We start from the raw sequence: 26,829 nt of genomic DNA, 5'->3' as shown, positions 1-26,829 counted from the left end.
CGGGCCGGGCCGATTTCGGCCCGGCCCGTCGCCCGTGTCACGCCTCGTCGGGGCGGTAGTACCAGAACTCGATCTCGGACAGGTTGCAGCGGCCGTTGTGGTTGTCGTACACACGGATCAGCGGGTACGAGGCCCGCTCGGGGAGTTTCACCTCGTACCACTGATCGGCGCTCACGCCGCTCATGGTGTGGATGTCGGTCCAGGTCGCACCACCGTCACCGGACCCGCGGAGAACGGTGCCGTTGGCCCGGGCGGGTTGGCTCGCGCGCGGGCGGAAGCGGATCCTGTCGATGGTGACCGGGCCCGCCTCGCCCGCGTCGACGTCCACCCAGCTCTCGGAGGCGAGGGTGTCCGTGTATGTCGCGAGGTCGCCGTCGAAGGCCCTCCAGCCGTTGGAGGCCCTGGTGCCGGTGCCAGGCCACTCGCTGGTCGAGGCGGCCACCATCGCCGCCGTGACCGCGAACCTCGCCAGCAGGGTGTCCCGCGACGCGAGCAGGTCGTACGCCGCGTAGACCTCGTCGATCAGCGCGTCGTCATCCGCGTCCGTCTCCGCTCCCGCCCTCTCGATCCGGTCTAGTTCGGCGGCGAAGGCCGCGTAGCTCTTCTTCGTCCAGTCGGCGGTGTCGGTCCTCCCGGCGCGGGCGAGGAGCTGCCCGAGCGTCTCGGCGACGGCGACGGTCGCGTCCCCACTGACCGCGTCGCCGCCGCTCGCGTAGGACGCAGCGACCTTGAACCACCGCCTGCCGTGCCGCAGTTCCCTCTCCGTGTAGCTACGGAGGCGGGTGCCGGTGAGTACCTCCTCCCAACCCGCCCCGTTCTTCAGAGGGTTGGTGGGGACCGCGGAGGCGTCCGACGTCCGGTAGAGGGTGAAGCCGGTCGCGTCCTCCGGCTTGTTCCAGGCGACGACGGCCGTGTCCGCCGCGCGCTTCGCCACATGGGGCAGCAGTGCGCCGCCCGCCGTCTCGCGCACCCTCACCGTGGCGAGTACGGCGTCCCCGGAGCCCGCGACACCCGCGTGCACGGCGTACGGCAGCGGCATGAGCATCGATCCGGCGTATGTCCAGGACTTCCCGTCGGGGGAGGCGAACGCCAGGACCTGGTGGGTCTCGTAGTCCCGGACCAGCCGCAGGTAGGGGGTATCGGCGACGGTGAAGCCGGAGATCCCCGCGTCGCGCGGGGAGCGCACGTCGTCCTGCCAGTCGTGGCGGCTGTCACGGTCCCGGTTGCTCAGCACGAGCCTGCCGTCGGCGTCGGCACCGAAGTACAGGTAACGGGTGTCGGCGTCGAGCTTGTCGCGCAGCATCAGGCCGGTCAGGGCGCCCCGGTGGTCGTCGACGCGGGCGGTGACCGTGCCGGTGCCGGCCAGGACGCGGCTGACAAAGAGGAGCGAGTCCGCTACGCCGCGGGTGGCGACCATGTAGTCGTCGCCCTTGCCGAGCCCCGTGCCGTCCCCGCCCGTGACGGTGACACGCGCACCGTTGACCGAGGTCCGGCCGCTGTCCTGCGAGCCGAACCGGTCGTCGCGCCAGCCGGAGCCGGTGAGCCCGCTGGAGACCGGCGCGGCGAGGGCGGCCTCGGCGCGCCAGGACGGCCGGCCGTCGCCCGCGCCGTTCACGGCGGTCACCGTGTAGAAGTAGCTGCGGCCCTGCCTCGCCTTCTCGTCCCGCCAGTACAGGCCCCTGACTCCCTGTGCGACGGTCTTGTACTCGCCGTTCTCCCTCGTCGCCCGCCGGACGGTGTACGACTCGGCGCCCGCTGTCGGTGTCCAGGTGACCCCGACGTACGTGTCGCCGGCCAGCGTGGCCGCGTAGCGCACCACGGACGGCAGCAGCACCTCGGGCACGCCCTCGGACAGCTTGAGCACCACCGCGGTGAACGGCGGGACCGTCACCTTGTCGCCGCTGACCGGCAGCCGCCTCCCGGACACCAGGTCGAGGATCGTGGCGCCCCGGTGTCCTGCCGGGACGGCGAGTCGGTGGGTCCGTTTGTTGCCGTACACCTCGCGGGTCGTGTTGATCCCGAAGACGTACGGGCCGTAGCGGGCGCTGAGGAAGTCGACGTAACCGGAGTAGGGGGTGTCGGCCTCGAAGTTCTCCCGGCTGACCGTGCCGACGCCCGGCTGGAACGCGATCGGGCAGATCTCTCCGGCCAGCGCCTGCGGGGCCCAGTTGTCGCCGGTGTTGATGTCCTCCATGAAGTCGGCGTCGACGCTGTCGGTGCGCGCCCAGTAGTCCCGGAACCGGAAGGTGCCGTCGGTGCGCAGCTGGACCGTGTGCTCGTACGCCGGTGCCATCACGTGCAGGCGTCCGCTGCCGCTGACTCCTCTGTTCTGCACGAAGAGCGAGCCGAAGGCGCGGGTGTCGCCGTCGCGCAGCGACACGAACATGTTGTCGATGTCGACCCACGCGAACCGTTCGTAGTCGGCCGGGTCCACGCCCAGTTCGGCGATCTCGATGTCACTGTAGGAACGGAAGTCGGTCTGCGGCAGGACCCTGTTGGCCTTGGCGCCCCCGAAGCGCTCGAACTCCGCGCGCCCGCCGGTGAGATACGCCCAGGTCTCGGCCAGCCGCAGATCGACCTTGAGCCACTGGGTGACCACATCGAACTGGTTGAAGTACTGCCGGTCGAGCAGCTGTTGCCGGGTGAACCCGACCGCCTCGCGGGCGTACTCCCAGTACTCGTCCCAGTCGCGGCCCGTATAGCGGTCCGGGTGCGCGGCCATGTGTGCCTCGACGGCGGCGAGGAAGAGCGACTGGCCCTGGTTGACACGGGTCGTGTAGCCCGGGATGCCGGGCACGTAGACGTTCCGCTCGTCGATGACGCCGATGGTGCGCATCAGCCGGTTGTCGCCGGCGTCGTCCGCTGCGGGATAGCGGGTGTGGCCCCGGGCATGGGAGTTGCGCAGAGCCAGCCTGAGGATCTCGTCGTTCAGCTCCTCGTCGCCCTTGTGACCCCAGGTCTTGAAGTAGTACTCGCCAAGATAACGGGACGCCTCCTCACCGTAGTTGCCGACGTAGGTGTTCTCGCGGGTAAGGCCGGCAGCGGTGATCCCGGTGTAGTGCCTGCCGTACGGCAGCCTCCGCACGATCGCGCCCTTGGCGTCGAGCTTGCTCTTCGCCAGGCCCTTGCCGACGATCTGGACGTAGTCGTCGGTGAAGCGCGCGGTGGTGTCGTGGTAGAAGAGCGAGTGGTACAGGTCGAGATCCCTGCCGTCCGGTCCCACCAGGACCTCCTCGCCGAGGAACGGCCGGAAGCCCAGGGTCTCGCCGAGGATCGCGTGGCTGCGTCTCCTGCCCTCGTAGAAGGGCGAACCGATCACCCGAAGGCCCTCGTGGGCCTCCCAGGCACCCTCGTAGGTGAACAGCACCTGGTTGAAGATGTACGACAGCCGGGAGCGCGCGAAGTCGAAGTTGGCCTTGAGGCAGCGGCCCCAGGCGGCGCGCCGGGTGAGCGTGCCGCCGTCGAGGCCGACGTCCGCGAGAGAGGTCTCGCCTTCCGATGTACCGGTGGTGAACTCCTCGTCCAGGAAGGCCTTGAAGGCGTCCGCGCCGTAGACATCCTCGTCACCGATGACGTTCTCCGCGATGTAGAGGGCCTCGCCGAGCGCTCCGTAGTAGCCGCCCCAGTCGCCCTGGTGACCGCCGCGCAGCAGGAGTCGGGTGTTGCCGTAGTAGTCCTTGACGTGGTTGTCGACGCACTTGAACAGCCGCAGCAGGGCGGCCTTCCTCTCGGCCGGTGTGGCCGCGGGGGACCAGCCGGTCGTCAGTACTCCCGCGTAGAAGCGGAGGTCGTCGACGTAGCGGACGATCGAGAGATTGCCTGCGGCGGAGGCGTCGACCTGGGCCGAGAGCTTGTGGAAGAGGGCGATCTGCGCGGCGCGCAGACCGTCGACGAGGGACTGCTTCTCCTGGTCGCCGAGATCGGCAGGGGAGCCGGTCGGCGGCCGGTAGTCCGGAAGGTCCTCGGCGAACGCGTCGACGAAGGCGGCGGTGTGCGTGTAGACGCCGTAGTAGCCGCGGGAGTCGGCGGTGACCGTGCCCGTGAAGCCGCTCGTGTACGTACGGAGGGTGATCTCCACCCGGTCCCGGCCGCGGGTCATCTCCAGGGGCAGCATCGTGGTCTGGTACGTGAAGCGGCCCGGAGCCGGCTTGGCGAGTCCGAAACTCAGCGGCTCGTAGTCGGAGTTGCGCCGGAAACCGATCTGCTCGCCGTTGAGATAGGCGAGGGTGACGTACGCCGAGGCGTCGGAGCCCCAGAGCTTGAGCGTGAGGTAGTTCTGCGCCAGGGGGTCGGTGCGCAGGGTGAAGCGGAGCTCGCCGCCTCTGACGGCCGCCGGATCCAGGGGAGTTGCGACTCTGGCCTTGGCGCCGTTGTCGTCCGTGACGGTTCTGCTGCCATCGGTGGCGAGGGCGTGCGCGGACTCGGACTCCTCGTCTCCGAGCACGAGGTGGTCGAGGAGCCCGGCCTTCTTCGCTCCGGCCGGCCGCGCGGCGTACGCGACGGGCGCGGCCTGCCAGAGCCAGCCGCTCGAGGCCGCCACGGCGGTGCCGGCCCCGGCCAGCTGGACGAAGTGACGGCGGTTCAGGGGTGCTGCGGACATGGCGAATAACCCTTCCAGGAGGGTGACGTGGGGAGGGAGGGCGGGCCGGAGCGAGTGTGCGGGAACCGAGTGGCCCCCGCACAGGGCTACTTGAGGCTGCCGAGGGTGACGCCGGAGCGCCAGTAACGCTGCATGGAGACCATCAGGATCACCATCGGGACCAGCGAGATGATCGAGCCGACCACGACCATGCCGGTGAGGTCGACGGAGGTGTCCGTCTTGACCTTCAGCCACGAGTAGAGCCCGAGCATGACCGGCCACTTCTCCTGGCTGCGCAGGAACACCAGGGGGCCGAAGAATGAGTTCCACATGCCGACGAAACCGAGCAGGAAGACCGTGGCGGCGCCCGTCGACATCAGACGGGCGCCGATCTGGAAGAAGATGCGGTACTCGCCGGCGCCGTCGATGCGCGCCGCTTCGAGGAGTTCGGGCGGGACGGCGCCTTCCGCGTACACCTTGGCGAGGTAGACGGAGAAGGCGTTGAAGAAGCTCGGCAGGATGATCGCGGACGGGGTGTCGATGAGGTCGAGGTCGGTGTAGAGCAGGAAGGAGGGAATGGTGAGCAGCGCACCCGGCACCAGGAACGAACCGATGACGCAGCCCATCAGGACGCCCTTGCCGCGGAATTCGTACATCGCCAGGCCGTATCCGCAGGCCACGCAGACCAGCGTCATGCCCGCGGTGCCCACGAAGCCGTAGAACAGCGTGTTCCACATCCACGTCAGGAAGATGCCGTCCTGGTACGTGAACAGCTGCCGGAGGTTGTCCCCGAGGCTGATGTGGGTGAACCACAGGCCGTTGGTGGTGTACAGGTCGCGTTGGTTCTTGGTCGCCGCGACGATCAGCCACCACACCGGGGCGAGCGAGTAGACCGTGAAGAGGGCCAGACCTGCGATCACCAGGGCCTTGGTGCGCCTGGTATGACGGACGGCACCGCTCGTCGTACGCCGGCGCAGCAGCGGCCGCGTGGCCCGGGGCGGGCCGGAGGTGGGGCGGGTCTTCGTGTCCATGCTCGTGGTCATGAGGTGGGCGCCTTGTTCGTGAGCCGGTAGAAGAGGGCGGAGGCGGTGCCTACGACGACCGCGAGAATGACCGAGAGCGCGGCCGCGTAATTGAACTCGCCCTGGGCGAAGGCCCAGTCGTAGATGGCCATGATCGGAGTGAAGTCGCGGGTGACGGTCTCCGGTGTCATCGACCGGAACAGCATCGGATCGCTGAAGATCTGGAGGGTGCCGATGATGCTGAGCACGGTCGTCAGCACCAGGGACCGGCGCACCATCGGCACCTTCACCGACCAGGCGATCCGCCACTCCGAGGCTCCGTCGATGCGGGCCGCGTCGTAGATCTCCGTCGGCACCGCCCGCAGCGCGGAGTACACGATCAGCATGTTGAAGCCGATACTGCTCCACGCCACGAGATTGCCGATCGAGACCCAGATCAACTCGCCGCTGTAGAAGTCGGCGTCGATTCCGAAGGCGGCGAGGAACGGTGTCAACGGGCCGACGGCGGGGCTGTAGATGTAGATCCAGACGAGCACAGCGACGATGCCGGGGATCATGTACGGGACCAGCAGCGGAATCCGGAAGCGGTTGGCCGTCCGCTGCGACGCCGCGTCCAGGAGCAGCGCGAGCCCCACACCGGCGAGCTGGATCAACGGGATGGCGATCGCCGCGAAGAGCGCGACCCGGCCCATGGCTCCCCAGAACCTGCCGTCCGAGAAGCCCTCGGTGAAGTTGTCCAGACCGACGAACTCGACGGTCTTCGCACCGAATCCGAGCCCCGAGCTCTGCTCCCGGTACAGGCTCTCCCGCAGCGCCATGAACAGCGGCACGACCGTGAAGAGCGCGAACCCGAGGAAGAAGGGGATGGTGAGCGACGCGCCCTTGAGGGCCTGGAGCCTCTTCCACCCCAGACGCGCGGCGCGGCGCGGGTGTGCGGTGCCGACTGCCACGGGGATCAGTCCTCGACGACGTTGATGTTCTTGGACTTCAGGTCGGCGACCGTCCACTTCTGCATGCTGTCCAGGAGCTGCTTCAAGGTGGTCTCCTTGGCGACCGCCTTGGCCCACTGGTCCTGGAGTTCGGCGAACATCCCGGTGTAGTTCGGGCCCGCGGTCCACGGGTCCCTGCCGCCCTCGACCGCCTTGAGGATCACCTCGCGTGCCTCGGCCTTGTGCTTGCCGAAAAGCTTCTCGGGGACGGCGGAGTCGACCCACGGCGTGGGGTCGGGGAGCGCACCGGGCCAGCTGTACTGCTTGGTGTCCGACTGGTACGAGGCGTCGACCGCGGCCTTGTCGGTGTTGAGCCAGACGCCGGCTTCGACGGCAGCCTCCGCGTGCTCACAGCCCTTGGGGACGAGCAGGCCGCTGGTGGGAGAGTGCAGCGGGGTGACGAACTCGGCCGCGTCCGTGTACTGCGGCCGGTCCACCGGCTCCCAGTCGCCCGTCGATTTGGTGAACTCGCGCTCGTAGTTCTGGAGTTGCCAGGTGGAGACCGGCAGGGAGACCATCTTGCCGGAGTCGAAGTAGTTGATCAGCGCGGGCCGGTCCATGTACGTCTGGTGGGCGACGACGTCGTTGTCGATCAGCTGCTGGACGACGTCGGCGGCCTTGAGGGACTCGGGCGAGGTGAAATCGACCTTCCACTGGTCCCCCTCGATCTTGTACCAGCTGCCCCCGGCCTGCTGGACCAGTTCTATGAAGGTGCTCGGGTCCTCGCCTGCCAGGTTCATCGCGTAGACGCCGTGCTTCTTGAGCTCTTTGCCCGCCGCGATCAGGTCGTCCCAGGTCTTGGGGACGTCGATGCCGTACTTGTCGTAGATCTCGCGGTTGATCATCATGAAGGCCGGGGTGCCGCCGCCCGGTACCGCGTAGTAGTGGTCGGCCGCCTGTGCGGCGGGCAGCGCCGATTCCCGGAAGAGCCCCTTGTCGACGTAGGGCTTCAGCGCCTCGGTGATGTCGGTCGCCAGGCCCTCGGAGGCCAGCGCGGGTGCCTCGCCGAAGTTCTGGACGAGGCAGGGCACGTTCTTCCCGGCGGCCACCGCGTTGCGCAGGTTGGAGGCTGTGCCCGGGTTGTCGGCCTGCTTCACGAACTTGAGCTCGATGTCGTCGTGTGTCGCGTTGAACTTGGCGACCACGGGGTCGATGTTCTTGGCCTCCGCCCAGTTCCAGTACTCGACGGTGACCGGCCCCTTGGCCTTCGAGTCGCCGTCGTCACCGCTCCCGCAGCCGGCCAGCACGACCGAGAGGACCACGGCGGTCGCGGCGGCCACTCGGGCCTGCTTGCGATTTACACGGACTTGGCTGCGGTTCATGAGGTTCTCCCGGAGTTCTGGGCAGGTCTGGGGGCACTGACGGCGTGGGGGACGGCCCGACTTCTCGATCGCGCTCCCGGACGAGCGATGGATAGAAATCGGTCTCTATGGAAGCTAGGGCTGCGTTCTCCGTGGGGCAAGATGTCGTACGCAGAAATCTTCTCTTCACGCGGAAGTGCCCTGAACTGCACGGCATTTCGAACGACGGTTGCCGAAGTCCACGGATCTGTCGGTTAGGAACCGATTACTAAGAAGGGTGGCGTGGCAGCGCGAACGGGGGTGCGCCCCACCTGCCTGCGCGGGACGCACCACGGGATCGGGCAGGTGTGGACGGCCGGTGGCACCGCGCGCCCCGGCCGGTCAGCCCCCGGGTCGCCTGGTGGAGCCTCGGACCACGACGTGGGTGCCGAGCATCTGGTGCTGGCCGTCGGGGAACTCCTGGCGGTGCAGGGCGAGTCGTACCGCTGTGCGGCCCAGTTCCTCGGACGGGACGTGCACCGTCGTCAGCGCCGGATATACGTCCACGGCGGTCGGGATGTCGTCGTAACCCGCGAGCGCCACGTCCTCGGGGACTCGTACTCCGGCCTCGCGCAGAGCCTGGAGGGCGCCCGCCGCGACCATGTCGGTGCCCGCGAAGACCGCGCTGAACTCGACGCCTGACGCGAGGAGTTCCCGCATCCCCTGATAGCCGAAGCTGCGGGTGAAGGTGCCGTCCACGATCAGACCGGGGTTCGGTTCGAGGCCGTGCATCTCGTGGGCCCGGACGAAGCCGCTGATGCGCTGGCTGCTGGTGGACAGGCCCGGTACCCGGCCCAGATAGGCGACTTGGCGGTGGCCCCCGCTCAGCAGATGGGCCGTCATGGCGAAAGCGCCTCCCTCGTTGTCGTAGTCGACGACGGTGGCGGGCACACCCGGGCCCAGCGGTGGCCGGCCGATGAGCACGAGCCGGGAGCCCGCCCGGTCGAGCGCGTGCGCGAAATGGGTCATACGGTCCTGGTACGCCTTGTCGTCCCAGGCTCCGCCGACCACGATCACGGCGTCGGCGCGCTGTTCGCGCATCGTCTCCACGACGGCGAGCACGCGCTGCGGGTCGCCGTGCGTGGTGCACAGCATGCACAGCCGGCCCTCGGCCGAAGCCTGTTCCTCGACCCCCCGCGCGATGTGGGCGTAGAAGGGCCCGGTGACGTCGTCGACCACGAATGCCACGGTGCTGTTGGTGGCGCCGCCGAGCGCGCGGGCGTGCGCGTTGACCACGTAGTCGAGTTCGCGCATGGCCTTGAGGACCTTGGCGCGGGTGGCCTTGGCCACGGGATAGGTGCCGCCGAGCACGCGGGAGACGGTCGCCGCCGACACGCCCGCCCGCGCGGCGACGTCCCTCACCGTCGAGGCATCGCCACGGGGCGGGGCCGCCGCGTTCTTCTCCACCTGTTGTTTCCCTCCACCCCGTGCACCTGCGTGGACGCTCACTTTAGTGGTGCGCCGTGCCGCCGCAGCCGCACGAGCACGGCGGAGACCGGCTCGGGCAGCACCACTCGCAGCCACGCCGCCGACCGGTCGAGTGCCGCCTCGCCGCCAGCAGGATAGAGAACGGTCACCCCACCTGTACCCACGGGGACGGGGATCTCCCGCACCGACTCCCTGCCGCCCCTGCGCCATACAGCCAGCAGTGTCTCCTCACCCGTGTCCAGGGCGAGTGCGAGCCAGTCGTCCCGCCAGCCCGGCAGGCCGAGTGGCCAGGACGGCACGGCGTGGGCGAGGGTCCGACGGTAGGCGTGGTACTCGGCCATGGCGTCGCCGACCAGGCCGAGTTGGCGGGGGGAGAGCAGATCGAGCCGGCCGCTGAGGTGCACGCGGCCGAGTAGCGCCGACACCATGGTGAAGGCGAGCTCCGCGTCGCTCTGTCCGGGATGCGGGTACGCCCAGACCGCGCCCTGCTCCGGTGGTACGGCGGTCGGCGCGGCGGCGGCGATCGCCGCGATCAGCCGCTCGTCCTGCTGATCCGTCAGCGACTGCACGGGCACCGTGGCCAGGGTGGCGTGGTCCACACGCATGCCGCCCGCCGCGCAGCCCTCCAGGACCAGGCCCGGGTGGCGGTCGAGTACGCCCTCCAGCCAGCGCAGATAGGCGCGGTTGTACTCGAGCAGGCCGTGCCCGGGGCCGTGCGGGTGGGCGTCCGTTCCCGCGCCGATGTCGATGTTGTAGTCGAGCTTCAGATAGCCCAGGCCGAACTCGCCGACCAGCCGGTCGACCGTGGCGTCGAGGTGGGCGACGGCCGCGGGGTGGCGCAGATCGAGCTGATGGCGGCCCCACTCGGTGATCCTGACACCGTCACGGCGGAAGAACGCCTCGTCGGGAAGGGCGCTGGCGAGATCGCTGCGGATGCCGACGACCTCCGGCTCCAGCCACAGTCCCGGAATCATCCCGGCGGTCGTGATCGCGTCGGTGACCTCGGCGAGCCCGCCGGGAAAACGGCCGCGTGACGGTTCCCAGGCACCGACCGCGTCCCACCAGCCGGGCACCCCGCCCGGACCCTCCCCGGCGCGCTCGTCGTCGTACCACCCGGCGTCGACACAGAAGTACTCGGCGCCGGCCGCTGCCGCCGCGTCGATCAGCGGCAGCAGTCTGTCCGTCGTCGGATCGCCCATCAGGCAGTTCATGAAGTCATTGAATACGACGGGGAGTTCGACGGTATCCGGGTGCGGGCGGCGCGTCGCGCGCCGGTGCCGGGTCAGCGCGGCGAGGGCAGCGTCCCGGTCGTGCGCGAGGGCCAGACCGACCGGGACCGAGGTGAAACCCTCGCCGGGCGCGAGCAGTACCGACCACTGGTGTTCGCGCTGCCCGGGCCCCGACAGCAGCAGACACACCTCGTCGAAGCGGTCGGCGAGTTCCGCGTGCCAGGAGCCGTTGTGCTCGATCTGCCAGGCCAGTACCCGCGCCGGGCCCTCCAGCCAGCCCATCGGGAGCTTCTCCGACGAGGGCCACGACCCGGTGGAGGTGAGCGCCACCCGGTTCTTGGACCCGGTCTGGCCGAACCGGGTCATCCCGACGTCGATGAGCCCGGCCTCGCGGAGCGGCATCCCGCTCCAGCGGTACTCGCCGCTCCAAGGGTTGTCCGCGGTCCACAGCTTCAGCTCCTCCTCCCAGCGGTTCCGGGCGCCGAGGGCGGCGGCGAGACCGGAGAGGGCGAACGACGAGACCTGCTCGACGCGGATCTCCCGGTCGCCCGCGGTGAGTTCGGCCCAGGCGGTGAGAACCGGCAGGTCCGGTGCAACGCGGTAGTGGGCCTGGACGGTCAGGTCCGTCGCGGGGTCGTGCATACGGACGGTGAGCCGCTCGGCGTCGGACGTGTGGGCCACGTAGCGCAGCCGTTGGGACACCAGTCCGTCGAGATGCCGCTTGCCGGAGGTGCCGCTGCGTCCGTGACCGGCGAGTTCCACCTCGACGAGGGGCAGCGCGTCGCGTCCGGCGGCCGGTGCGCCGAGGCCGAGCAGCCGGGGTGGTCCCGACTCGCTGCCGAGCGTGAAGTGGAGGGTGAGGACGGAGTTGCCCCAGGTTTCCGCGGAGGGCCGGTCAGGCTGTGCCTGGGTGGAGGACGGGGTCGGCTCCGGCGCGGTGCGGGTGTCCTCCGCCATGGTCCGGGTGTCCTCGGGCGAGGTACGGGTGCTCTCGGGTGAAGTCCGGTTCGTCTTCCCGGTGTTCCGGGCGAGGTCGGTCACGCGGCGCGCTCCAGTCCGGTGTGGTCGACCTGGTGGACGAGAGGACGTCCGGCGAGCAGGCGTTCCAGTTCCTCGGCCACGTACAGACCGAGGCGGCGCACCTCGTTGCCCTGAGAGCCGGCCAGGTGCGGGGTGAGGAAGACGTTGGGGAGGTCGAAGAGCGGGGAGTCGGAGGGCAGCGGTTCGGGGTCGGTCACGTCGAGGATCGCGCTGACGCGGCCCGGACGGAGCGCTTCGACCAGGGCGTCGGTGTTCACGAGACTGCCCCGCGCGGTGTTGATGAGCACGGCTCCGTCGGGCATCAGCGCCAGTTCGCGGGCGCCGATCATGCGGTGGGTGGTGGGGATGGCGGGCGCGTGGACGGAGACGATGTCGCTGGTCCGCATCAGTTCGTGGAGAGGAAGCGAGGACACTCCGAGGGTGGCCGCCTCGTCCCGGTCCACGTGCGGATCGGACAGGGCGACCTCGAAATCGTGGGGCCGCAGGAGCTCGATGAGCCGGCGGCCGATCTTCGAGGCGCCCACGATCCCGATCCTGCGGCCGAAGTTGCCGATGCCGGGCTGTATCTCGGCGACGGTGAACGTGCGCCGGGCGCGGTAGTGCTCGCGGGAGGCGAACAGGTCCTTGCCGACGAGCAGGATCATGCCCAGGGTGTACTCGGCGACGGGCAGGGCGTTGGCGGCAGCGGCCGAGGACACCACGAGGCCGCGCTCCCACCAGCCCGGCGCCATGGTCCCCTTCACCGAGCCCGCCGCGTGCAGCACCGCACGCAGCCTGGGGGCCGCGTCGAGCACCGCGGCGTCGATGCGCGGGCAGCCCCATCCGGTAAGCAGGATCTCGGCCTCCGCCAGGACCCTTCGCACCCGTGGGTCCCGGAAGTCCTCGGCTATCAGATCGGGATCGACGTCGACACAGGCCCGGATCCGATCCAGTACGGCGGACGGATAGACGCTGGGCAGGGTCTCGGCACTCATGGCGAACAGTGCCAGTGGACGCTCGGGCAAGGGGATGGCCTCCGCTTCGGGGCAGCACAGGGAAAACCGGGGCTTGTTCGGGGAGTGGCAACTACGAGGACCGCATGCGTAGTAACCGATCTCTACGCTAGGGGGCATGAGGAGAAAGGGTCAATGGTCGGGCACGGCAAAAGGGCGGGGTGTCCGAGGAGTTATGCGGTGAAAAGTCGCCACAACCGGTATCTCCGTCCAGTTACCGGTTTCTGTCACGCGGTTTCTATCGCGCGACTTCGGATTGGTGACGCGCCTGCTGCGATTCCCTGTCGTGCCCTGCCTTGCCCGAAGAGCTCGCCCCGTGTGCGACCACGGCGGCTGGGACCTACAGCGGCTGGGACGAGGCCGGCGTCCGTGGCCGCCGGGTGCCCCAGCGCACGGCGCGACCGTCTGCGTGCCAACGGCGCGTACCTCGTCCCGGCCGCCGCTCCGCCGCGCGCCGGCGGACGCCCAGGCCGCCCGGCGGTTCCCCCGAGGCCCCGTGATAGCTTGCCGAGGCCAGTCGAACCCATGTACGTGGGTCAGGGAATCCGGTGTGAACCCGGAACTGACGCGCAGCGGTGAGGGTGACGGGCGGGGCATCGGCCACTGGACCGCGTGAGGTCCGGGAAGGCGCCTCGTCCGGGTGATCCCGAGTCCGAAGACCTGCTGGCGGCCTCCGCGGTCCTGAGGGCGCGGGGGAGCACCGTACGACCGGGCTCCGCGCTTGAGTCCTCGACGACAAGGGATCGCCTTCCGTGCCTTTCGCGCGCCTTGCCCGCCACGCTGCCCTGCTGACCTCGGGGGCACTGCTCCTGACCGGCTGCGGATCCGGTTCGTCCGGCACCACTGCCGACAAGGGCGCCGTCACACTCGACAACTGCGGGCAGGCGGTGCGCGTGGACACGCCGCCGCGGCGCGCGGTCTCCCTCAACCAGGGCACCACCGAGATCATGCTCGCGCTCGGACTCGCCGACCGGATGGCCGGGACGGCCACCTGGACCGACCCCGTGATGAAGGGGCTGGAGAGGGAGAACGCGAAGGTCGAGCGGATCTCCGACAACAACCCCTCCTTCGAACGCGTCCTGGACGCCGAACCCGACTTCGTCGCCGCCTCCTTCGTCTCCACCCTGGGCAAGGGCGGGGTGGCGACCCGCGAGCAGTTCGAGAAGCTCGGCGTGCCGACGTACGTCTCGCCCTCCGACTGCGCCGGCAAGGACAACTCCGGTGACGGGGACGGCGCGCGGCAGCGGCCGCTGACGTTGGACACCGTCTACGGCGAAGTGCGCGACCTGGCCGAGGTGTTCGGGGTGGAGGAGCGCGGCGAGAAGCTCGTCACGTCGCTCAAGAAGCGGGTGGAGACCGCCACGTCCGGCGTCGACGCCTCCGACGTCACCCTCCTGTACTGGTTCGCCAACTCCGAATCGCCCTACATGGCGGGCTGTTGCGGCGCCCCCGGTGCCATCACCCGCACACTCGGCGCACAGAACGTCTTCGACGACACCCACGACGAATGGCCCCAGATCAACTGGGAGACCGTCGCCGACCGTGACCCCGACGTCCTCGTCATCGGCGATCTGACGCGCAGGTCGCAGACTGCCGAGTCCGCCGCGAAGAAGATCGAGTTCCTGGAGTCCGACCCGGTCACCAGGAACATGTCCGCCGTCAGGCACAGGCGGTACGTCCTGCTCAGCGGCCAGGCCATGAACCCGACCATCCGCACCGTCGAGGGTGTGGAACAAGTCGCCGCGGGCCTGCGGGAGTCCGGGCTCACCGGGTGACCGTCAGAGGACTGCTGCTCGGGGCGGCCGGAGCCGCCGCGCTCTGTCTCTCCGTCGCCGTCGCGATCACCGTCGGACCCGCCGACATACGGGTCGGCGACGTCTGGTCGACGGTCGGGGCCCATCTCGGCTGGGGGAGTACGGATCTCTCACCGATCCGGGACGGCATCGTGTGGCAGCTCAGGCTGCCGCGCACGCTGCTCGCCGCCGTCTGCGGGGCCGGACTCGCCGTCTGCGGTGTGGTGATGCAGTCGCTGCTGCGCAATCCGCTCGCCGATCCCTTCGTGCTCGGGGTGTCCTCCGGGGCGTCGACGGGCGCGGTCGCCGTGGTGGTGCTGGGAGTCGGCGGCGGCGTGGTGTCGGTGTCCGCCGGTGCCTTCGTGGGCGCGGTCCTGTCCTTCGCGCTCGTACTCCTGCTCAGCCACACACTCGGCGGCACGACCGACCGCGTGGTCCTCGCGGGCGTCGCCGCCATGCAGCTCTTCTCCGCGCTCACCTCCTTCGTCATCATGACCGCTGCCGACGCCGAGACCACCCGCGGGGTGCTGTTCTGGCTGCTCGGCTCGCTCAGCGGCGCCGACTGGACGGACGTGTGGGCCGGCTTCGGCGTCCTCGTCCTCGCACTCGTGGTCTGCCTGGGGTACACCCGGACACTCGACGCCTTCGCCTTCGGGCAGGACGCGGCGGCCTCCCTCGGGGTGTCCGTCGCACGCACCCGGCTGGTGCTGCTGAGCGTCACGGCGCTGCTCACCGCCGCGCTCGTCAGCTCCTCGGGCGCGATCGGCTTCGTCGGCCTGGTCCTGCCGCACGCGGCCCGCGCGCTGGTCGGACCGGGCCACGCCCGGCTGCTGCCGGTGTCCACGCTCGCCGGAGCGGTGTTCCTGGTGTGGGTCGACACGCTCGCCCGCACCGTCCTCGACCCGCAGGAGGTGCCGGTGGGCGTGGTGACCTCGCTCATCGGGGTGCCGGTGTTCGTGCTGGTGCTCTACCGGTCGAAGGCCGCCTCGGGGGGAGCCGGATGACCGACAGGACGGCTGACAGGGGGACGACCGACGAGCGGAGGCACGCAGGCCTGCGCGCCGACCGTGTCACCCGCGCGGCCGGCGGCCGGCTCATCCTCGACGGGGTGAGTCTCGCCCCGGAGTCCGGCTCCACCGTCGGACTCCTCGGCCCCAACGGCTCCGGCAAGTCCACCCTCCTGCGCCTGCTCTCCGGTGTGCTCACCCCGGCGTCCGGCGTCGTCACGCTCGACGGCGAACCCCTCGCCGGACTGCGCCGCCGGGACATCGCCCAACGGGTCGCCGTGGTCGAGCAACAGAGCGACACCCAGGTCGAGTTGACCGTCCTCGACGTCGTACGACTCGGACGCACCCCGCACCGCCGCGCGTGGACCCCCGCCTCGGCGGACGACGAGGCCGCCGTGTGCGCGGCCCTCGAACGCACCGGGCTCGCCGAGCGCGCCCACCAGTCCTGGCACACGCTGTCGGGCGGCGAACGCCAGCGGGTGCAGATAGCCCGCGCGCTCGCCCAGGAGCCGCGCGAACTCCTTCTGGACGAGCCGACCAATCACCTCGACATCCAGCACCAACTCGACCTGCTCACCCTGATCACCGGCCTCCCGGTCACCACCGTGGTCGCCCTGCACGACCTCAACCTCGCCGCGATGTACTGCGACCGGCTCGTCGTCCTGCGCGAAGGCCGAGTCGTGGCCTGCGGCGACCCGCGCGAGGTACTCACCGAGGAGTTGATCGCCAGGGTCTACGGGGTACGGGCCGCCGTGACGTGCTCCGGGCCCGAAGAACGGCCGCACGTGCGGTACTTGGGGACGGTCGGCTGAGCACGTCCCCCGGTGGTGGGCGCCCCGGCGCTGTCCGGAATGGGGCCACCGACCTGCGCCCGGCCTCCCGCCCGCCTACGCTCACCCCGTGCTGCGTATCACCGATGTTCGAACAGGCGAGTCCACCGATGCCGTCCGCGCCCGCCGCGGTCCGGTCCGTGTCCAGGCGCATCCACTCGGGGCCGACACCTCCGCGCTGCGGGTGCTGCTGGTCGCCGACGTCCTCGCCCGGGCCCTGGAGCTCGGCGGGACACCCGCCGTCACCGCGGCCGATCCGCCCGCGGACCTCCGGGCGCGCGCCGACGCGCTCGGCATCCGCCGCGCCGACGCGGGTTCGGCAGGCGCCGGACCGGCCCTTCACGTCCTCGCGCCGGGCGACACCGTCGTGGAGGGCATCCGGGTCGAGGTCGCCCCGGTCACCGGCACGGCCGATCCGGCGCTGCTGCGTCTGCTCCTGCTCGCGACCCCGCGCCGGGAGCCCGTCGACCTCGACGCCGCCGACCTCGACGGCGCCCGCGAGACCCTCACACGCTGGCGGACGGCGGTCGCCACCTGGGCCACCCGTCCGTCCAGGCCCGTCCCCGAAGCCGTGAAGCAGGAACTGCGGGCCGCGTGGGAGGACGACCTCGACGTGCCCGCCGTACTCGACGTGCTGCGGCGTCTGGAGAGCGCCGAGGACGTGCCGTACGGCGCCCGCTTCGAGACGTACGCCTACGCGGACCGCCTTCTCGGGCTCGAGCTCACCCGCGACATCGGGTCGGTGCTGTGATCGCGCGCTCCGGGGCCGGCCCGCTGCGCAGGCTCGTCGTCCTGCGGCACGCCAAGTCCGCCTGGCCCATCGGCGTGGCCGACCACGAACGACCACTCGGACCGCGCGGCCTCCGCGACGCACCGGCCGCCGGACGTGCCCTCGCCGACGCCGGCTGCCTGCCGGACCTCGCGCTGTGCTCGACCGCTGTACGGGCCCGGCAGACAGGGGAGCTGGCCGCCGCGCAGTGGGGCACCGCGCCGCCTGTGCGTCTTGACGGGCGGCTGTACGGCGCCGACGCGGCGGAGTTGCTGGCAGTCGTTCGTGAAGTCCCGGACGAGGTGCGGACGTTGCTGGTGATCGGCCACAACCCCGGCCTCGAGGAGCTGGTGCTCGAACTGGCCGGGGACAGCCTCGATGACGCCCTGGACGACGTACGGACGAAGTTCCCGACCTCGGCCGTCGCGATCCTCGCCTGGCACGGCGGCGCGTGGAGCGAACTCGCCCCCGGCGCGGCGCTGTTGACCGACATGATCGTGCCGAGGGGCAAGCCGCAGGGCTAACCCACGTGAATCCGGGGCCTGCGCTCCGGATCCGGTTCGGCGCGGCGGAGCACCTCGCGGGTGACCGGGGCGACCTCGCCGTCGCCGAAGACGAGGAAGCGTACGAGGTGGCTCAGGGGGTTGCCCTCCGTCCAGTTGAAGTACGCGTCGGGGACCGAGCCGGTGCGCTCGCGCAACTGCATCAGGACGGCCGCGATGGTGTTGGGCACGGTCGCGCCCCTGACACGCAGCCTGCGTACACCGTGCTTCTCCTCGCCGTGCACGGTGAGTTCGGTGGTGAAGTCCGAGGAGTCGGTGACGAAGACCTCGAGGAAGAGCACCGGGTGGCCGTCGGGGATGCGGGTGTGCTCGCGCTGGCTGTGCTCCTTGGCGCGGTACTCCCGCGAGCTGTGTTCCTGCGGCTCGTTGGCGATCAGCTGGAGCCGTCCGCTCGCCGCCGCCTCGTCGATGAGGCGGCCGGCCGTCTCGTCGAACGTGACGGCGGCGGCCCGGAGTTCGAAGGCGCGGCGCACCCGGGAGGCGAACGAGGTGAGCAGGATCGCGAGGATGAAGATCCCCGCGATCTTGATGCCGTCGGGCCGCTCGATGACATTGGTGACCAGGGTGTACGCGAAGACCGCGGTGATCGCGCCGAAGCCGGCCGTGGCGCCCCGGTGGTCCCGTCTGTGCACGGCGACCGTGGAGGCGAAGGACGCGGACAGCATCAGGACCAGTACGCCGGTCGCGTAGGCACCGCTCTGGTCGTCGACGTCCGCGTTGAACCAGAGCGTGATGAAGACCGCGGCGGCCATGAAGACCAGGACCAGCGGGCGCACGGCGCGGGTCCACTCGGGAGCCATGCCGTAGCGCGGCAGATAGCGCGGCACGAGGTTGAGGAGCCCGGCGAGCGCGGAGGCGCCGGCGAACCAGAGGATCGCGATGGTCGCGATGTCGTAGACCGTGCCGAAGGCCTCACCGAGGTGCTCGTGCGCGAGATACGCGAGGGCACGGCCGTTCGCCGCACCGCCGCTCTCGAACTCGTCCTGCGGGATCAGGATCGTCGTCGCCAGGCTGGACAGCAGCAGAAAGCCGCTCATGATCACGGCGGCGGTGGTGAGGAGCTTGCGGGTGTCGCGGATCCGGCCCGTCGGCTTCTCGAACGTGTCCGTCTCGTCGCCCTTGACCTGCGGCATCACCGCCACACCGGTCTCGAAGCCGGACATGCCGAGGGCCAGCTTCGGGAAGACGAGCAGCGCCACGCCGACCATCGCGAGCGGCGAGGAGTGCTCGGCCGTCATCGCGTCCGTCCAGTCGCCGACCTTGACCGGGTTGCTCAACACCTCCCAGGCGGAGGTGGCCAGCACGACGACGTTGAGCGCCAGATAAGCCCCCACGAGCACCACGGCGATGCCGATGGCCTCCTTGAAACCCTTCAGGAAGACCGCGCCCAGCGCGGCGACCAGGACGAGCGTGATCCAGACGTTCCCACCGTGCATCCAGTGCGGGGTGAAGGGGTTCTCCACGACGTGCGCGGAGGCGTCCGCCGCCGACAGCGTGATCGTGATCATGAAGTCGGTGGCGGCGAAACCGAGCAGCACGAGGACGAAGATCTTCCCCGACCACCAGGGCAGCAGCCGCTCCAGCATCGCGATCGAGCCCTCGCCGTGCGGACTCTCGTGCGCCACCCGGCGGTACACCGGCAGCGCGCCGAGCAGGGTCAGCGCGATCAGCACGAGCGTCGCGAGCGGCGAGAGCAGTCCGGCCGCGAGAGCGGCGATCCCCGGCTGGTAGCCGAGCGTGGAGAAGTAGTCCACGCCGGTCAGACACATCACGCGCCACCACCTGTGGCCCTGGTGCTCGGCGTCCGGCGTGGCGTGCGGGCCCGGGTGCCGTGCCGACCGCTCGCTCAGGCCGTCCAGGAGCCACGCCCGCCAGCGGGGTGCGGCCGTAGAGGGTTCGGGACGGTCGGGCGCGTCCGCGTCGGAGCTGTCCACCTGAGTGCCGGTCATGCTGCGATCTCCCTGCGATCGGTCGGGCCGGCGATCCGGCGTCGGTCGAACTGTCGCCCAGGCCTGCGTCCCGCGCCTCTCGGGCAACGACGAGCGAGTATCCACCACGTACCCACGCGCACGTGCGCCGGGGGCGACCGCGCCCGGACGCCGGTGTGCTCCATGTGCGCACAGGGCGCCTACGCTGGCCCGATGCAGGACGAGTACCGCACAGTGGCCCGCCCGGGCGTGCACGAGACCGAGGTCAACCGCTCCCGTTTCCTGTGCGCCCTCTCCCCGGCCGCGACCGAGCAGGAGGCCCAGGACTTCATCGCCGCCATCCGCAAGGAGCACGCCGCCGCCACCCACAACTGCTTCGCGTACGTCATCGGAGCCGACGCCGCCGTCCAGCGGGCGAGCGACGACGGGGAGCCGGGCGGCACCGCGGGCGTCCCCATGCTCCAGATGCTGCTGCGCCGCGACATGCGTTACGTCGTCGCGGTCGTCACCCGTTACTACGGCGGGGTGAAGCTCGGCGCGGGTGGACTGATCAGGGCGTACGGAGGCTCGGTCGGTGAGGCGCTGGACACCCTGGGAACCCTCACACGTCGCAGGTTCCGGCTGGCCACCGTGACGGTCGACCACCAGCGGGCCGGCAAGGTGGAGAACGATCTGCGGTCGACGGGACGCGAGGTGCGTGACGTCCGCTACGGCGAGGCGGTCACCATCGAGATCGGGCTGCCGGACGCCGAGGTGGAGCCGTTCCGATCGTGGCTGGCCGATGTCACCGCCGGGACGGCCGGGTTGGAACTGGGCGGGGAGGCGTACGGGGACGCGTGATCCGGGGCCGGCGCTCCCGGTGACTCGGCGGATCGGTGACTCGGATGATCGGCGACCTGGCCACCTGGCGGATCGGCGACCTGGCGGATCGGGCCGGCCCTTCCGGGGCACCGGCCGCTCAAGGGGTATGGCCCGAAAAGCCGGTGGACAAATATGCGGATATCGTGCAATCGGTGCGTCCTGGGCGAGTGACGTACGGCCACGTCTCTGAGTAGGGAGTCCAAGCATGGCGAAGGCATACCTGGTGGGAAGTGGCATCGCGGCGTTGTCGGCGGCGGCGTTCCTGATCCGGGACGGGGGCTTCGCGGGCTCCGACATCGTGATCCTGGAGGAGCAGGAGCGTGAGGGCGGCAGCCTGGACGCGGCAGGCTCGCCCGAGACCGGATACACGATGCGCGGCGGGCGCATGTTCGAGGTGCACTTCGACTGCACCTACGACCTGCTCGGCTCGATCCCCTCCCTGGACGATCCGTCGAAGTCGGTCACGCAGGACACCTTCGCCTTCCACGAGGACTTCGCCTGGGGCGACCACGCCCGGCTGGTCGACGCCTCGGGCAAGCTCGTCGACGCGCACTCCATGGGCTTCTCCGAGCGCGATCGCGTGGAACTGGTCAAGTGCGTGGCGACACCCGAGCGGCAACTGGACGGCAAGCGGATCACCGACTGCTTCAGCGAGGGCTTCTTCCGCACCAACTTCTGGTGGATGTGGTGCACCACCTTCGCCTTCGAGCCCTGGCACAGCGCGATCGAGTTCCGCCGCTACCTGAACCGGTTCGTGCACCTCTTCAAGACCTTCGACTCCATGTCGGGGATCTACCGGACCCGGTTCAACCAGTTCGACTCGATCGTGCGCCCACTGCTGAAGTGGCTCACCGACCAGGGCGTGAGCGTTCAACTCGGCACCCGGGTCACGGATCTGACGTTCGCCGAGGCGGGGGACGGGCTCACGGTGACCGCCGTCGCCCTGACCCGGGGAGGCCATGACGAGGTGATCTCCGTCGGCGCGGACGACCTGGTCCTGGTGACCAACGGGTCGATGACGGCCAACTCCGCCCTGGGCTCCACCGACACCGCGCCCGCGCTGGACACATCCCGCTCCAGTGGCTCGTGGCGCCTGTGGGAGACCCTCGCGGCCAAGCGGCCCGGCCTCGGAAACCCGGCGGTGTTCGACACGTCCATCGAGGACTCCTGTTGGGAGTCCTTCACCGTCACCACCAAGGACCCCACCTTCTTCAAGCTGATGGAGGACTTCAGCGGCAGCGAGGCCGGCAAGGGAGGCCTGATCACCTTCAAGGACTCCAGCTGGCTGCTGACCATCGTCCTCAACCACCAGCCGCACTTCCGCGAGCAGCCCGACGACACCTTCGTCTGGTGGGGATACGCCCTCTTCCCGGACAAGGAGGGCGACTTCGTCGAGAAGCCGATGCGGGAGTGCTCCGGCCGGGAGATCCTCGACGAGGTCCTGCACCACCTCCGCTTCGACGAGGGCCCCCGGATCCTCGACAACTCCATCGTCATCCCCGCCGTGATGCCCTACATCACCAGCCAGTTCCTGGTGCGCAGCCACGGCGACCGGCCGCCCGTCGTACCCGAGGGATCCACCAACCTCGCCTTCATCGGCCAGTACGCCGAAGTCCCCGACGACGTCGTCTTCACCGTCGAGTACTCCGTGCGCACCGCCCGGACCGCGGTGGCCACCCTGCTCCACCTCGACAAGCAGCCACCGCCGGTCTACAAGGGCGGGCACGACCCGAGGGTCCTGATCGAGGCGCTGGAGACACTCCACCGGCGCTGACCCGGCGCTCACCTCGGGCCGAGTTTCGACCCCCGGCCCGGCCGCGTGGTCGGCATCACTGACCCCAATCCGGACATCAAGGGAAAATTGGTGCCGGATGCGGGTGGCATGCGGGCATCCGTGGTGGTTCAGGTGCTGACAGCGGCTAGCGTGGTCGGTGCTGACAGCGGGGCCCGTGCTGTTCAGTGCCGGGTCCAGGGGCGCAACAAGGGGGAACCATGCAGGTCGGAGCGGCTTCTTGAAACTGCTGCACACCTCCGACTGGCACCTCGGCCGGGCGTTCCACCGGGTGAACATGCTCGGTGCCCAGTCCGAGTTCATCGGCCACCTCGTCTCGACCGTGCGGGAGCGCGAGGTCGACGCGGTGGTCGTGTCGGGGGATGTGTACGACCGGGCGGTGCCCCCGCTGGCCGCGGTCGAGCTCTTCGACGACGTCCTGCACCGGCTGGCCGACCTCGGCGTGCCGACGGTGATGATCTCCGGGAACCATGATTCGGCCCGCCGGCTCGGGGTCGGCGCCGGGCTCATCGGGCGGGCCGGCATCCACCTGCGGACCGACGCCTCGGCCTGCGGCACCCCCGTGGTGCTCGCCGACGCGCACGGCGACATCGCTTTCTACGGACTGCCCTATCTCGAACCGGCCCTGGTGAAGGACCAGTTCGGGGTGGAGAAGGCGGGCCACGAGGCGGTACTCGCCGCCGCGATGGACCGGGTCCGCGCCGACCTCGCCACGCGGGCGCCCGGCACCCGTTCCGTGGTCCTCGCCCACGCCTTCGTCACCGGCGGCCTGGCCAGCGACAGCGAGCGGGACATCACGGTCGGCGGGGTCGCCGCCGTGCCCGCCGGGGTCTTCGACGGGGTCGACTACACCGCGCTCGGGCATCTGCACGGCAGCCAGACCATCACCGAGCACGTCCGCTACTCGGGCTCCCCGCTGGCGTACTCCTTCTCGGAGGCCGACCACCGCAAGAGCATGTGGCTCGTGGACCTCGGACCCGGGGGCCTGCTCGGCGCGGAGCGCGTCGACTGCCCCGTCCCCCGGGAACTCGCCCGCCTCCGGGGAAAGCTGGAGGAACTGCTCGCCGATCCCGGCCTCGGGCGCCATGAGGAGGCGTGGGTCGAGGCGACGCTCACCGACCCGGTGCGCCCCGCCGATCCCATGGCCCGGCTGGCCGACCGCTTCCCCCACACGATCAGCCTCGTCTTCGACCCGGAGCGGGCACCGGAGGACCCGGACCTCTCCTACGCCCGGCGTCTGGCGGGCCGCGGCGAACAGCAGATCGCGGAGGACTTCGTCGCCCACGTGCGCGGCGCGGGACCCGACGCCCGTGAACAGGCCGTGCTGCGGGACGCGTTCGACGCGGTCCGCGCCGACGAGTCCGTAGGGGAGGGCGCCCGGTGACGACACATCCCCCGCGGACGGCACGTCCGGCGGACTCGCGCCGGACTCGTCGGGTGACGCCTCATCCCCCCTTGACGGCACGTCCGGGGGAGCAGTTTTCGGGCCGCCCGATGATGACGCACCTTCCGCGGACGGCAGGTTCGCGCGGGGGTCGTCGGGTGGCGACGTGTCACCTGTGGGCGGTTCGTCCGGCGGGGCTGCACAGGGGCCGCCCGCTGACGACGCGTGCCCCTCGGATGCCGCGTCCCGCCGCCTGCTCTGGGGTCGCCGAATGAGACTGCACCGCCTGGACATCACCGCGTTCGGGCCCTTCGGGGGAGCCCAGCGGGTCGACTTCGACGAGCTGTCGGCGGCAGGGCTCTTCCTGCTGCACGGACCGACCGGCGCGGGCAAGACGTCCGTGCTCGACGCGGTCTGCTTCGCGCTGTACGGAGCGGTGCCGGGCGCCCGGCAGGGCGGTTCGCTGCGCAGCGACCACGCGACACCCGCCACCCGCACCGAGGTGACCCTCGAACTCACCGTAGCCGGACGCCGGTTGGAGATCACCCGGCAGCCGCCCTTCGAGCGGGCCAAGAGGCGCGGCGCGGGCACGACGACCGAGAAGGCGCAGAGCTGGCTGCGCGAGTACGACGCGTCGGCCGGAACCTGGAAGGACCTCAGCCGCTCCCACCAGGAGATCGGCGAGGAGATCACCCAACTGCTCGGTATGAGCCGCGAGCAGTTCTGCCAGGTCGTGCTGCTTCCCCAGGGCGACTTCGCACGCTTCCTGCGGGCGGACGCCGAGGCCCGCGGCAAACTCCTCGGACGCCTTTTCGACACACACCGGTTCGCCGAGGTCGAGAAGCGGCTCGCGGAACGCCGGCGCGCGGCCGAGGCGGAAGTACGTGATGGGGACACGGCGTTGCTGGCCGACGCGCACCGCATGCAGCAGGCGGCGGGCGACGCCATGGAGCTGCCCGAGCTCGCGCCGGGAGACCCCGGTCTCGCCGACGCCATCCTGCGCGCGGCCGCCGTCGCCCGCAGCGCCGCCCGCGAACGGCTCACCATCGCCCACTGCGCCCGTACGGCCGCCGAGTCCGCGCAGGCCACCGCGGACCGGGTACTGGACGACGTACGGGAGGCGGCCCGGTTGCAGCGCCGGTTCGCCGAGGCGCGGGAGCGGGCCGAGCGTCTGGAGGAGCGGGCAGGAGCCCATGATGAGGCCCGGGCGCGGATGGAACGCGGCCGTAAGGCCGAGGCGGTGGCCCCGGCGCTCGACCTGCGCGACGACGCCGAGGCCGGGCACCGGCGCGCGAGCACCGAGGAGGTACGCGCGCGCGCCGCTCTGCCGGAGACGTTCGCCGGAGCGGGCGTGCCCGGGCTGGGGTCCGCCGCGCGAAGGGCGGCCGAGGAGCTGGGCGGCCTGGAGTCGGCGCGCCGCGCCGAGCGCCGACTGACCGAACTCGCCACGGAGCGCGTCGAGCTGGACCGGCAGGAGCGTGCCGACGAGGACGTGCTCCAGGACGCGGAGAGCTGGCTCTCCAACTGGGAGGCGACCCGCGCCGCCTTCGAGGCACGCATCGAGTCCGCGCAGGAGGCCGCGGCTCGCGCCGAACAGCTCGCCGTGCAGCGCGACCCGGCACGGAGCCGGCTCAACGCGGCCCGCCAGCGCGACGCGTTCGCCCGCGACACGGACGACGCCCAGCAGCAGGCCCTCGCCTTCCGCGAGCGTGCCACGAAGGCCCGCGAACACTGGCTCGACCTGAAGGAGCAGCGCCTCCAGGGCATCGCCGCGGAACTCGCCGCCGGTCTCGTCGACGGGGAGCCCTGCGCGGTGTGCGGGGGCACCGAACACCCGGCGCCCGCACGGAAGATCGCCGGACACGTCGACCGGGAGGCCGAGGAACAGGCTCTCGCCGCCTACCAGTTGGCCGACGAACAGCGCACCGAGGCCGAACGGAGGCTCGGTGTGGTCCGGGAGGCGCTGGCCGCCGCGAGCGCGGAGGCGGGGGACGCGCCCACCGCGCAACTCGCCGAGCGGGCAGCGGAGTTGGAGCGGGAACACGCCGAGGCGCACAGCACCGCCTCCGGGCTGCACACCGCGCGTGAGCGGCTCGCGCAGGCCGGACTCGAGCACGAGCGACGGGTGGCCGCCCGGCAGCAGGCCGAACTCCGCGCGGCGGCCCGGGTGTCGTACCGCGACCGGAACGAGAAGGAAAGGGCCTCCCTGGAGGAGGAGTTGGACCGGGCCCGGGGCGCCGCGGGCAGCGTATCCGCGCGAGCCACGCAACTGGAGCGGCAGGTCGCGCTGCTCACCGAGGCCGCCGACGCGGTGCGCGCGGCCGAGGACACCGCGCAACGGCTCAAGGACGCCGACGCGCGACTCGCCGACGCGGCCTTCCGCGCCGGGTTCGACACGCCGACGGCGGCTGCCGACGCGCTGCTCGACGACGAGGCGCACCGGGACCTCCAACGACGGCTCGACGCCTGGCAGTCGGAGGAGGCGGCCGTACGGGCCGTACTCGCCGAGGCCGACACGGTGGCTGCCGCCCAGCAGCCGCCCGCCGATCTGTCGAGCGCCGAACAGGCCGCCGAGTCCGCCGACCGCCGGCTGCGGGACGCCGCTTCCGCGCAGGACGCGGCGGCCCGGCGCTGCGGGGAGCTCGACCGGCTGTCCGCGCGCGCGACCGCTTCCGCCCGCCGGCTGGCGCCGCTCCGGGAGGTCTACGACCGGGTGGCCCGCATGGCCGGTCTCGCGGCCGGCACCTCGGCGGACAACGAGCGCAAGATGCGCCTGGAGGCCTACGTCCTGGCCGCCCGGCTGGAACAGGTCGCCGCCGCCGCGACCGTACGGCTGCGGCGCATGTCCTCCGGCCGCTACACCCTCGTCCACTCCGACGACCGCGCCGGACGTGGCCGCAGCGGGCTCGGACTGCATGTCGTGGACGCCTGGACCGGGCGCGAGCGCGACACGGCGACACTCTCCGGCGGCGAGACGTTCTTCGCCTCCCTCGCGCTGGCCCTCGGCCTCGCCGACGTCGTCACCGACGAGGCGGGCGGAGTGCGGCTCGACACGCTCTTCATCGACGAGGGATTCGGCAGCCTCGACGACCAGACCCTCGACGAGGTCCTCGACGTACTCGACTCACTGCGCGAGCGCGACCGCAGCGTCGGCATCGTCAGCCATGTCGCGGACCTGCGGCGCCGCATCCACGCCCAGTTGGAGGTCGTGAAGGGGCGAACGGGTTCGGTCGTACGGCAGCGGGGCGACCAGGACTGAATCGGCCGGCCGGCACGGGCACC

General features: G+C 70.8%; 17 protein-coding genes and 1 riboswitch. Of the genes, 9 read left to right on the top strand and 8 right to left on the bottom strand.

Features of this window, described 5'->3' with window-relative positions; all coding sequences use genetic code 11:
• Positions 1-37: 37 nt before the first annotated feature.
• From ACIBLC_RS10110 to ACIBLC_RS10080, 7 genes are all read right to left on the bottom strand, one after another.
• Positions 38-4,600: a Tat pathway signal protein gene (locus ACIBLC_RS10110; protein ID WP_399210298.1), complete on the bottom strand. Its 4,563-nt coding sequence runs from the start codon at positions 4,598-4,600 to the stop codon at positions 38-40.
• Positions 4,601-4,686: 86 nt separating this feature from the next.
• On the bottom strand, positions 4,687-5,622 hold the full coding sequence (locus ACIBLC_RS10105; RefSeq protein ID WP_399210297.1) for a carbohydrate ABC transporter permease: 936 nt from the start codon (positions 5,620-5,622) through the stop codon (positions 4,687-4,689).
• On the bottom strand, positions 5,619-6,551 hold the full coding sequence (locus tag ACIBLC_RS10100) for a carbohydrate ABC transporter permease (protein ID WP_399210296.1): 933 nt from the start codon (positions 6,549-6,551) through the stop codon (positions 5,619-5,621). Before ACIBLC_RS10100 ends, ACIBLC_RS10105 begins: the two co-directional genes overlap by 4 nt.
• 5 nt (positions 6,552-6,556) lie before the next feature.
• Positions 6,557-7,912, bottom strand: a complete 1,356-nt coding sequence (locus ACIBLC_RS10095) for an ABC transporter substrate-binding protein (RefSeq protein ID WP_399210295.1) — start codon at positions 7,910-7,912, stop codon at positions 6,557-6,559.
• 360 nt (positions 7,913-8,272) lie between these two features.
• On the bottom strand, positions 8,273-9,337 hold the full coding sequence (locus ACIBLC_RS10090) for a LacI family DNA-binding transcriptional regulator (protein ID WP_399210293.1): 1,065 nt from the start codon (positions 9,335-9,337) through the stop codon (positions 8,273-8,275).
• Between the two features lie 38 nt (positions 9,338-9,375).
• A complete protein-coding gene (locus ACIBLC_RS10085; RefSeq protein WP_399210292.1) occupies positions 9,376-11,628 on the bottom strand; it encodes an alpha-galactosidase in 2,253 nt (750 codons plus the stop codon).
• The gene (locus tag ACIBLC_RS10080) at positions 11,625-12,632 is read right to left on the bottom strand and encodes a hydroxyacid dehydrogenase (protein WP_399210291.1); all 1,008 of its coding nucleotides are present in this window, start codon (positions 12,630-12,632) and stop codon (positions 11,625-11,627) included. Before ACIBLC_RS10080 ends, ACIBLC_RS10085 begins: the two co-directional genes overlap by 4 nt.
• A gap of 485 nt (positions 12,633-13,117) precedes the next feature.
• A riboswitch (cobalamin riboswitch) is annotated at positions 13,118-13,303 on the top strand.
• Between the two features lie 69 nt (positions 13,304-13,372).
• Here ACIBLC_RS10080 and ACIBLC_RS10075 point away from each other — a divergent pair.
• From ACIBLC_RS10075 to ACIBLC_RS10055, 5 genes are all read left to right on the top strand, one after another.
• Positions 13,373-14,395, top strand: coding sequence for an ABC transporter substrate-binding protein (locus ACIBLC_RS10075; protein WP_399210289.1), 1,023 nt, complete (start codon positions 13,373-13,375; stop codon positions 14,393-14,395).
• Positions 14,392-15,417, top strand: coding sequence for a FecCD family ABC transporter permease (locus ACIBLC_RS10070; protein WP_399210288.1), 1,026 nt, complete (start codon positions 14,392-14,394; stop codon positions 15,415-15,417). Before ACIBLC_RS10075 ends, ACIBLC_RS10070 begins: the two co-directional genes overlap by 4 nt.
• Complete coding sequence (locus tag ACIBLC_RS10065; RefSeq protein ID WP_399210287.1) at positions 15,414-16,232, top strand: ABC transporter ATP-binding protein; 819 nt, start codon at positions 15,414-15,416, stop codon at positions 16,230-16,232. The genes ACIBLC_RS10070 and ACIBLC_RS10065 overlap by 4 nt, the downstream gene beginning before the upstream one ends.
• Before the next feature lie 88 nt (positions 16,233-16,320).
• Positions 16,321-17,001, top strand: coding sequence for a hypothetical protein (locus ACIBLC_RS10060; RefSeq protein ID WP_399210285.1), 681 nt, complete (start codon positions 16,321-16,323; stop codon positions 16,999-17,001).
• Positions 16,998-17,543, top strand: a complete 546-nt coding sequence (locus tag ACIBLC_RS10055) for a SixA phosphatase family protein (protein WP_399210283.1) — start codon at positions 16,998-17,000, stop codon at positions 17,541-17,543. Before ACIBLC_RS10060 ends, ACIBLC_RS10055 begins: the two co-directional genes overlap by 4 nt.
• Here the strand turns inward: ACIBLC_RS10055 and ACIBLC_RS10050 are convergent.
• Complete coding sequence (locus ACIBLC_RS10050; protein ID WP_399210282.1) at positions 17,540-19,531, bottom strand: APC family permease; 1,992 nt, start codon at positions 19,529-19,531, stop codon at positions 17,540-17,542. The genes ACIBLC_RS10055 and ACIBLC_RS10050 overlap by 4 nt on opposite strands.
• Before the next feature lie 192 nt (positions 19,532-19,723).
• On the opposite strand from ACIBLC_RS10050, the gene ACIBLC_RS10045 reads away from it, so the two are divergent.
• The 4 genes from ACIBLC_RS10045 to ACIBLC_RS10030 all read left to right on the top strand — a co-directional run bounded on the left by ACIBLC_RS10045 (position 19,724) and on the right by ACIBLC_RS10030 (position 26,806).
• Positions 19,724-20,350, top strand: a complete 627-nt coding sequence (locus tag ACIBLC_RS10045; protein WP_399210280.1) for a YigZ family protein — start codon at positions 19,724-19,726, stop codon at positions 20,348-20,350.
• 226 nt (positions 20,351-20,576) lie between these two features.
• Positions 20,577-22,145: an oleate hydratase gene (locus tag ACIBLC_RS10040; protein WP_399210278.1), complete on the top strand. Its 1,569-nt coding sequence runs from the start codon at positions 20,577-20,579 to the stop codon at positions 22,143-22,145.
• Between the two features lie 238 nt (positions 22,146-22,383).
• Positions 22,384-23,547: an exonuclease SbcCD subunit D gene (locus tag ACIBLC_RS10035; protein ID WP_399210276.1), complete on the top strand. Its 1,164-nt coding sequence runs from the start codon at positions 22,384-22,386 to the stop codon at positions 23,545-23,547.
• Positions 23,548-23,818: 271 nt separating this feature from the next.
• The gene (locus ACIBLC_RS10030; RefSeq protein WP_399210275.1) at positions 23,819-26,806 is read left to right on the top strand and encodes an AAA family ATPase; all 2,988 of its coding nucleotides are present in this window, start codon (positions 23,819-23,821) and stop codon (positions 26,804-26,806) included.
• The last annotated feature ends 23 nt before the right edge of the window (positions 26,807-26,829 follow it).

It is taken from the genome of Streptomyces sp. NPDC050535, assembly GCF_044457665.1.
Classification (GTDB): domain Bacteria; phylum Actinomycetota; class Actinomycetes; order Streptomycetales; family Streptomycetaceae; genus Streptomyces.
This window is presented reverse-complemented; position numbering and strand designations above follow the sequence as displayed.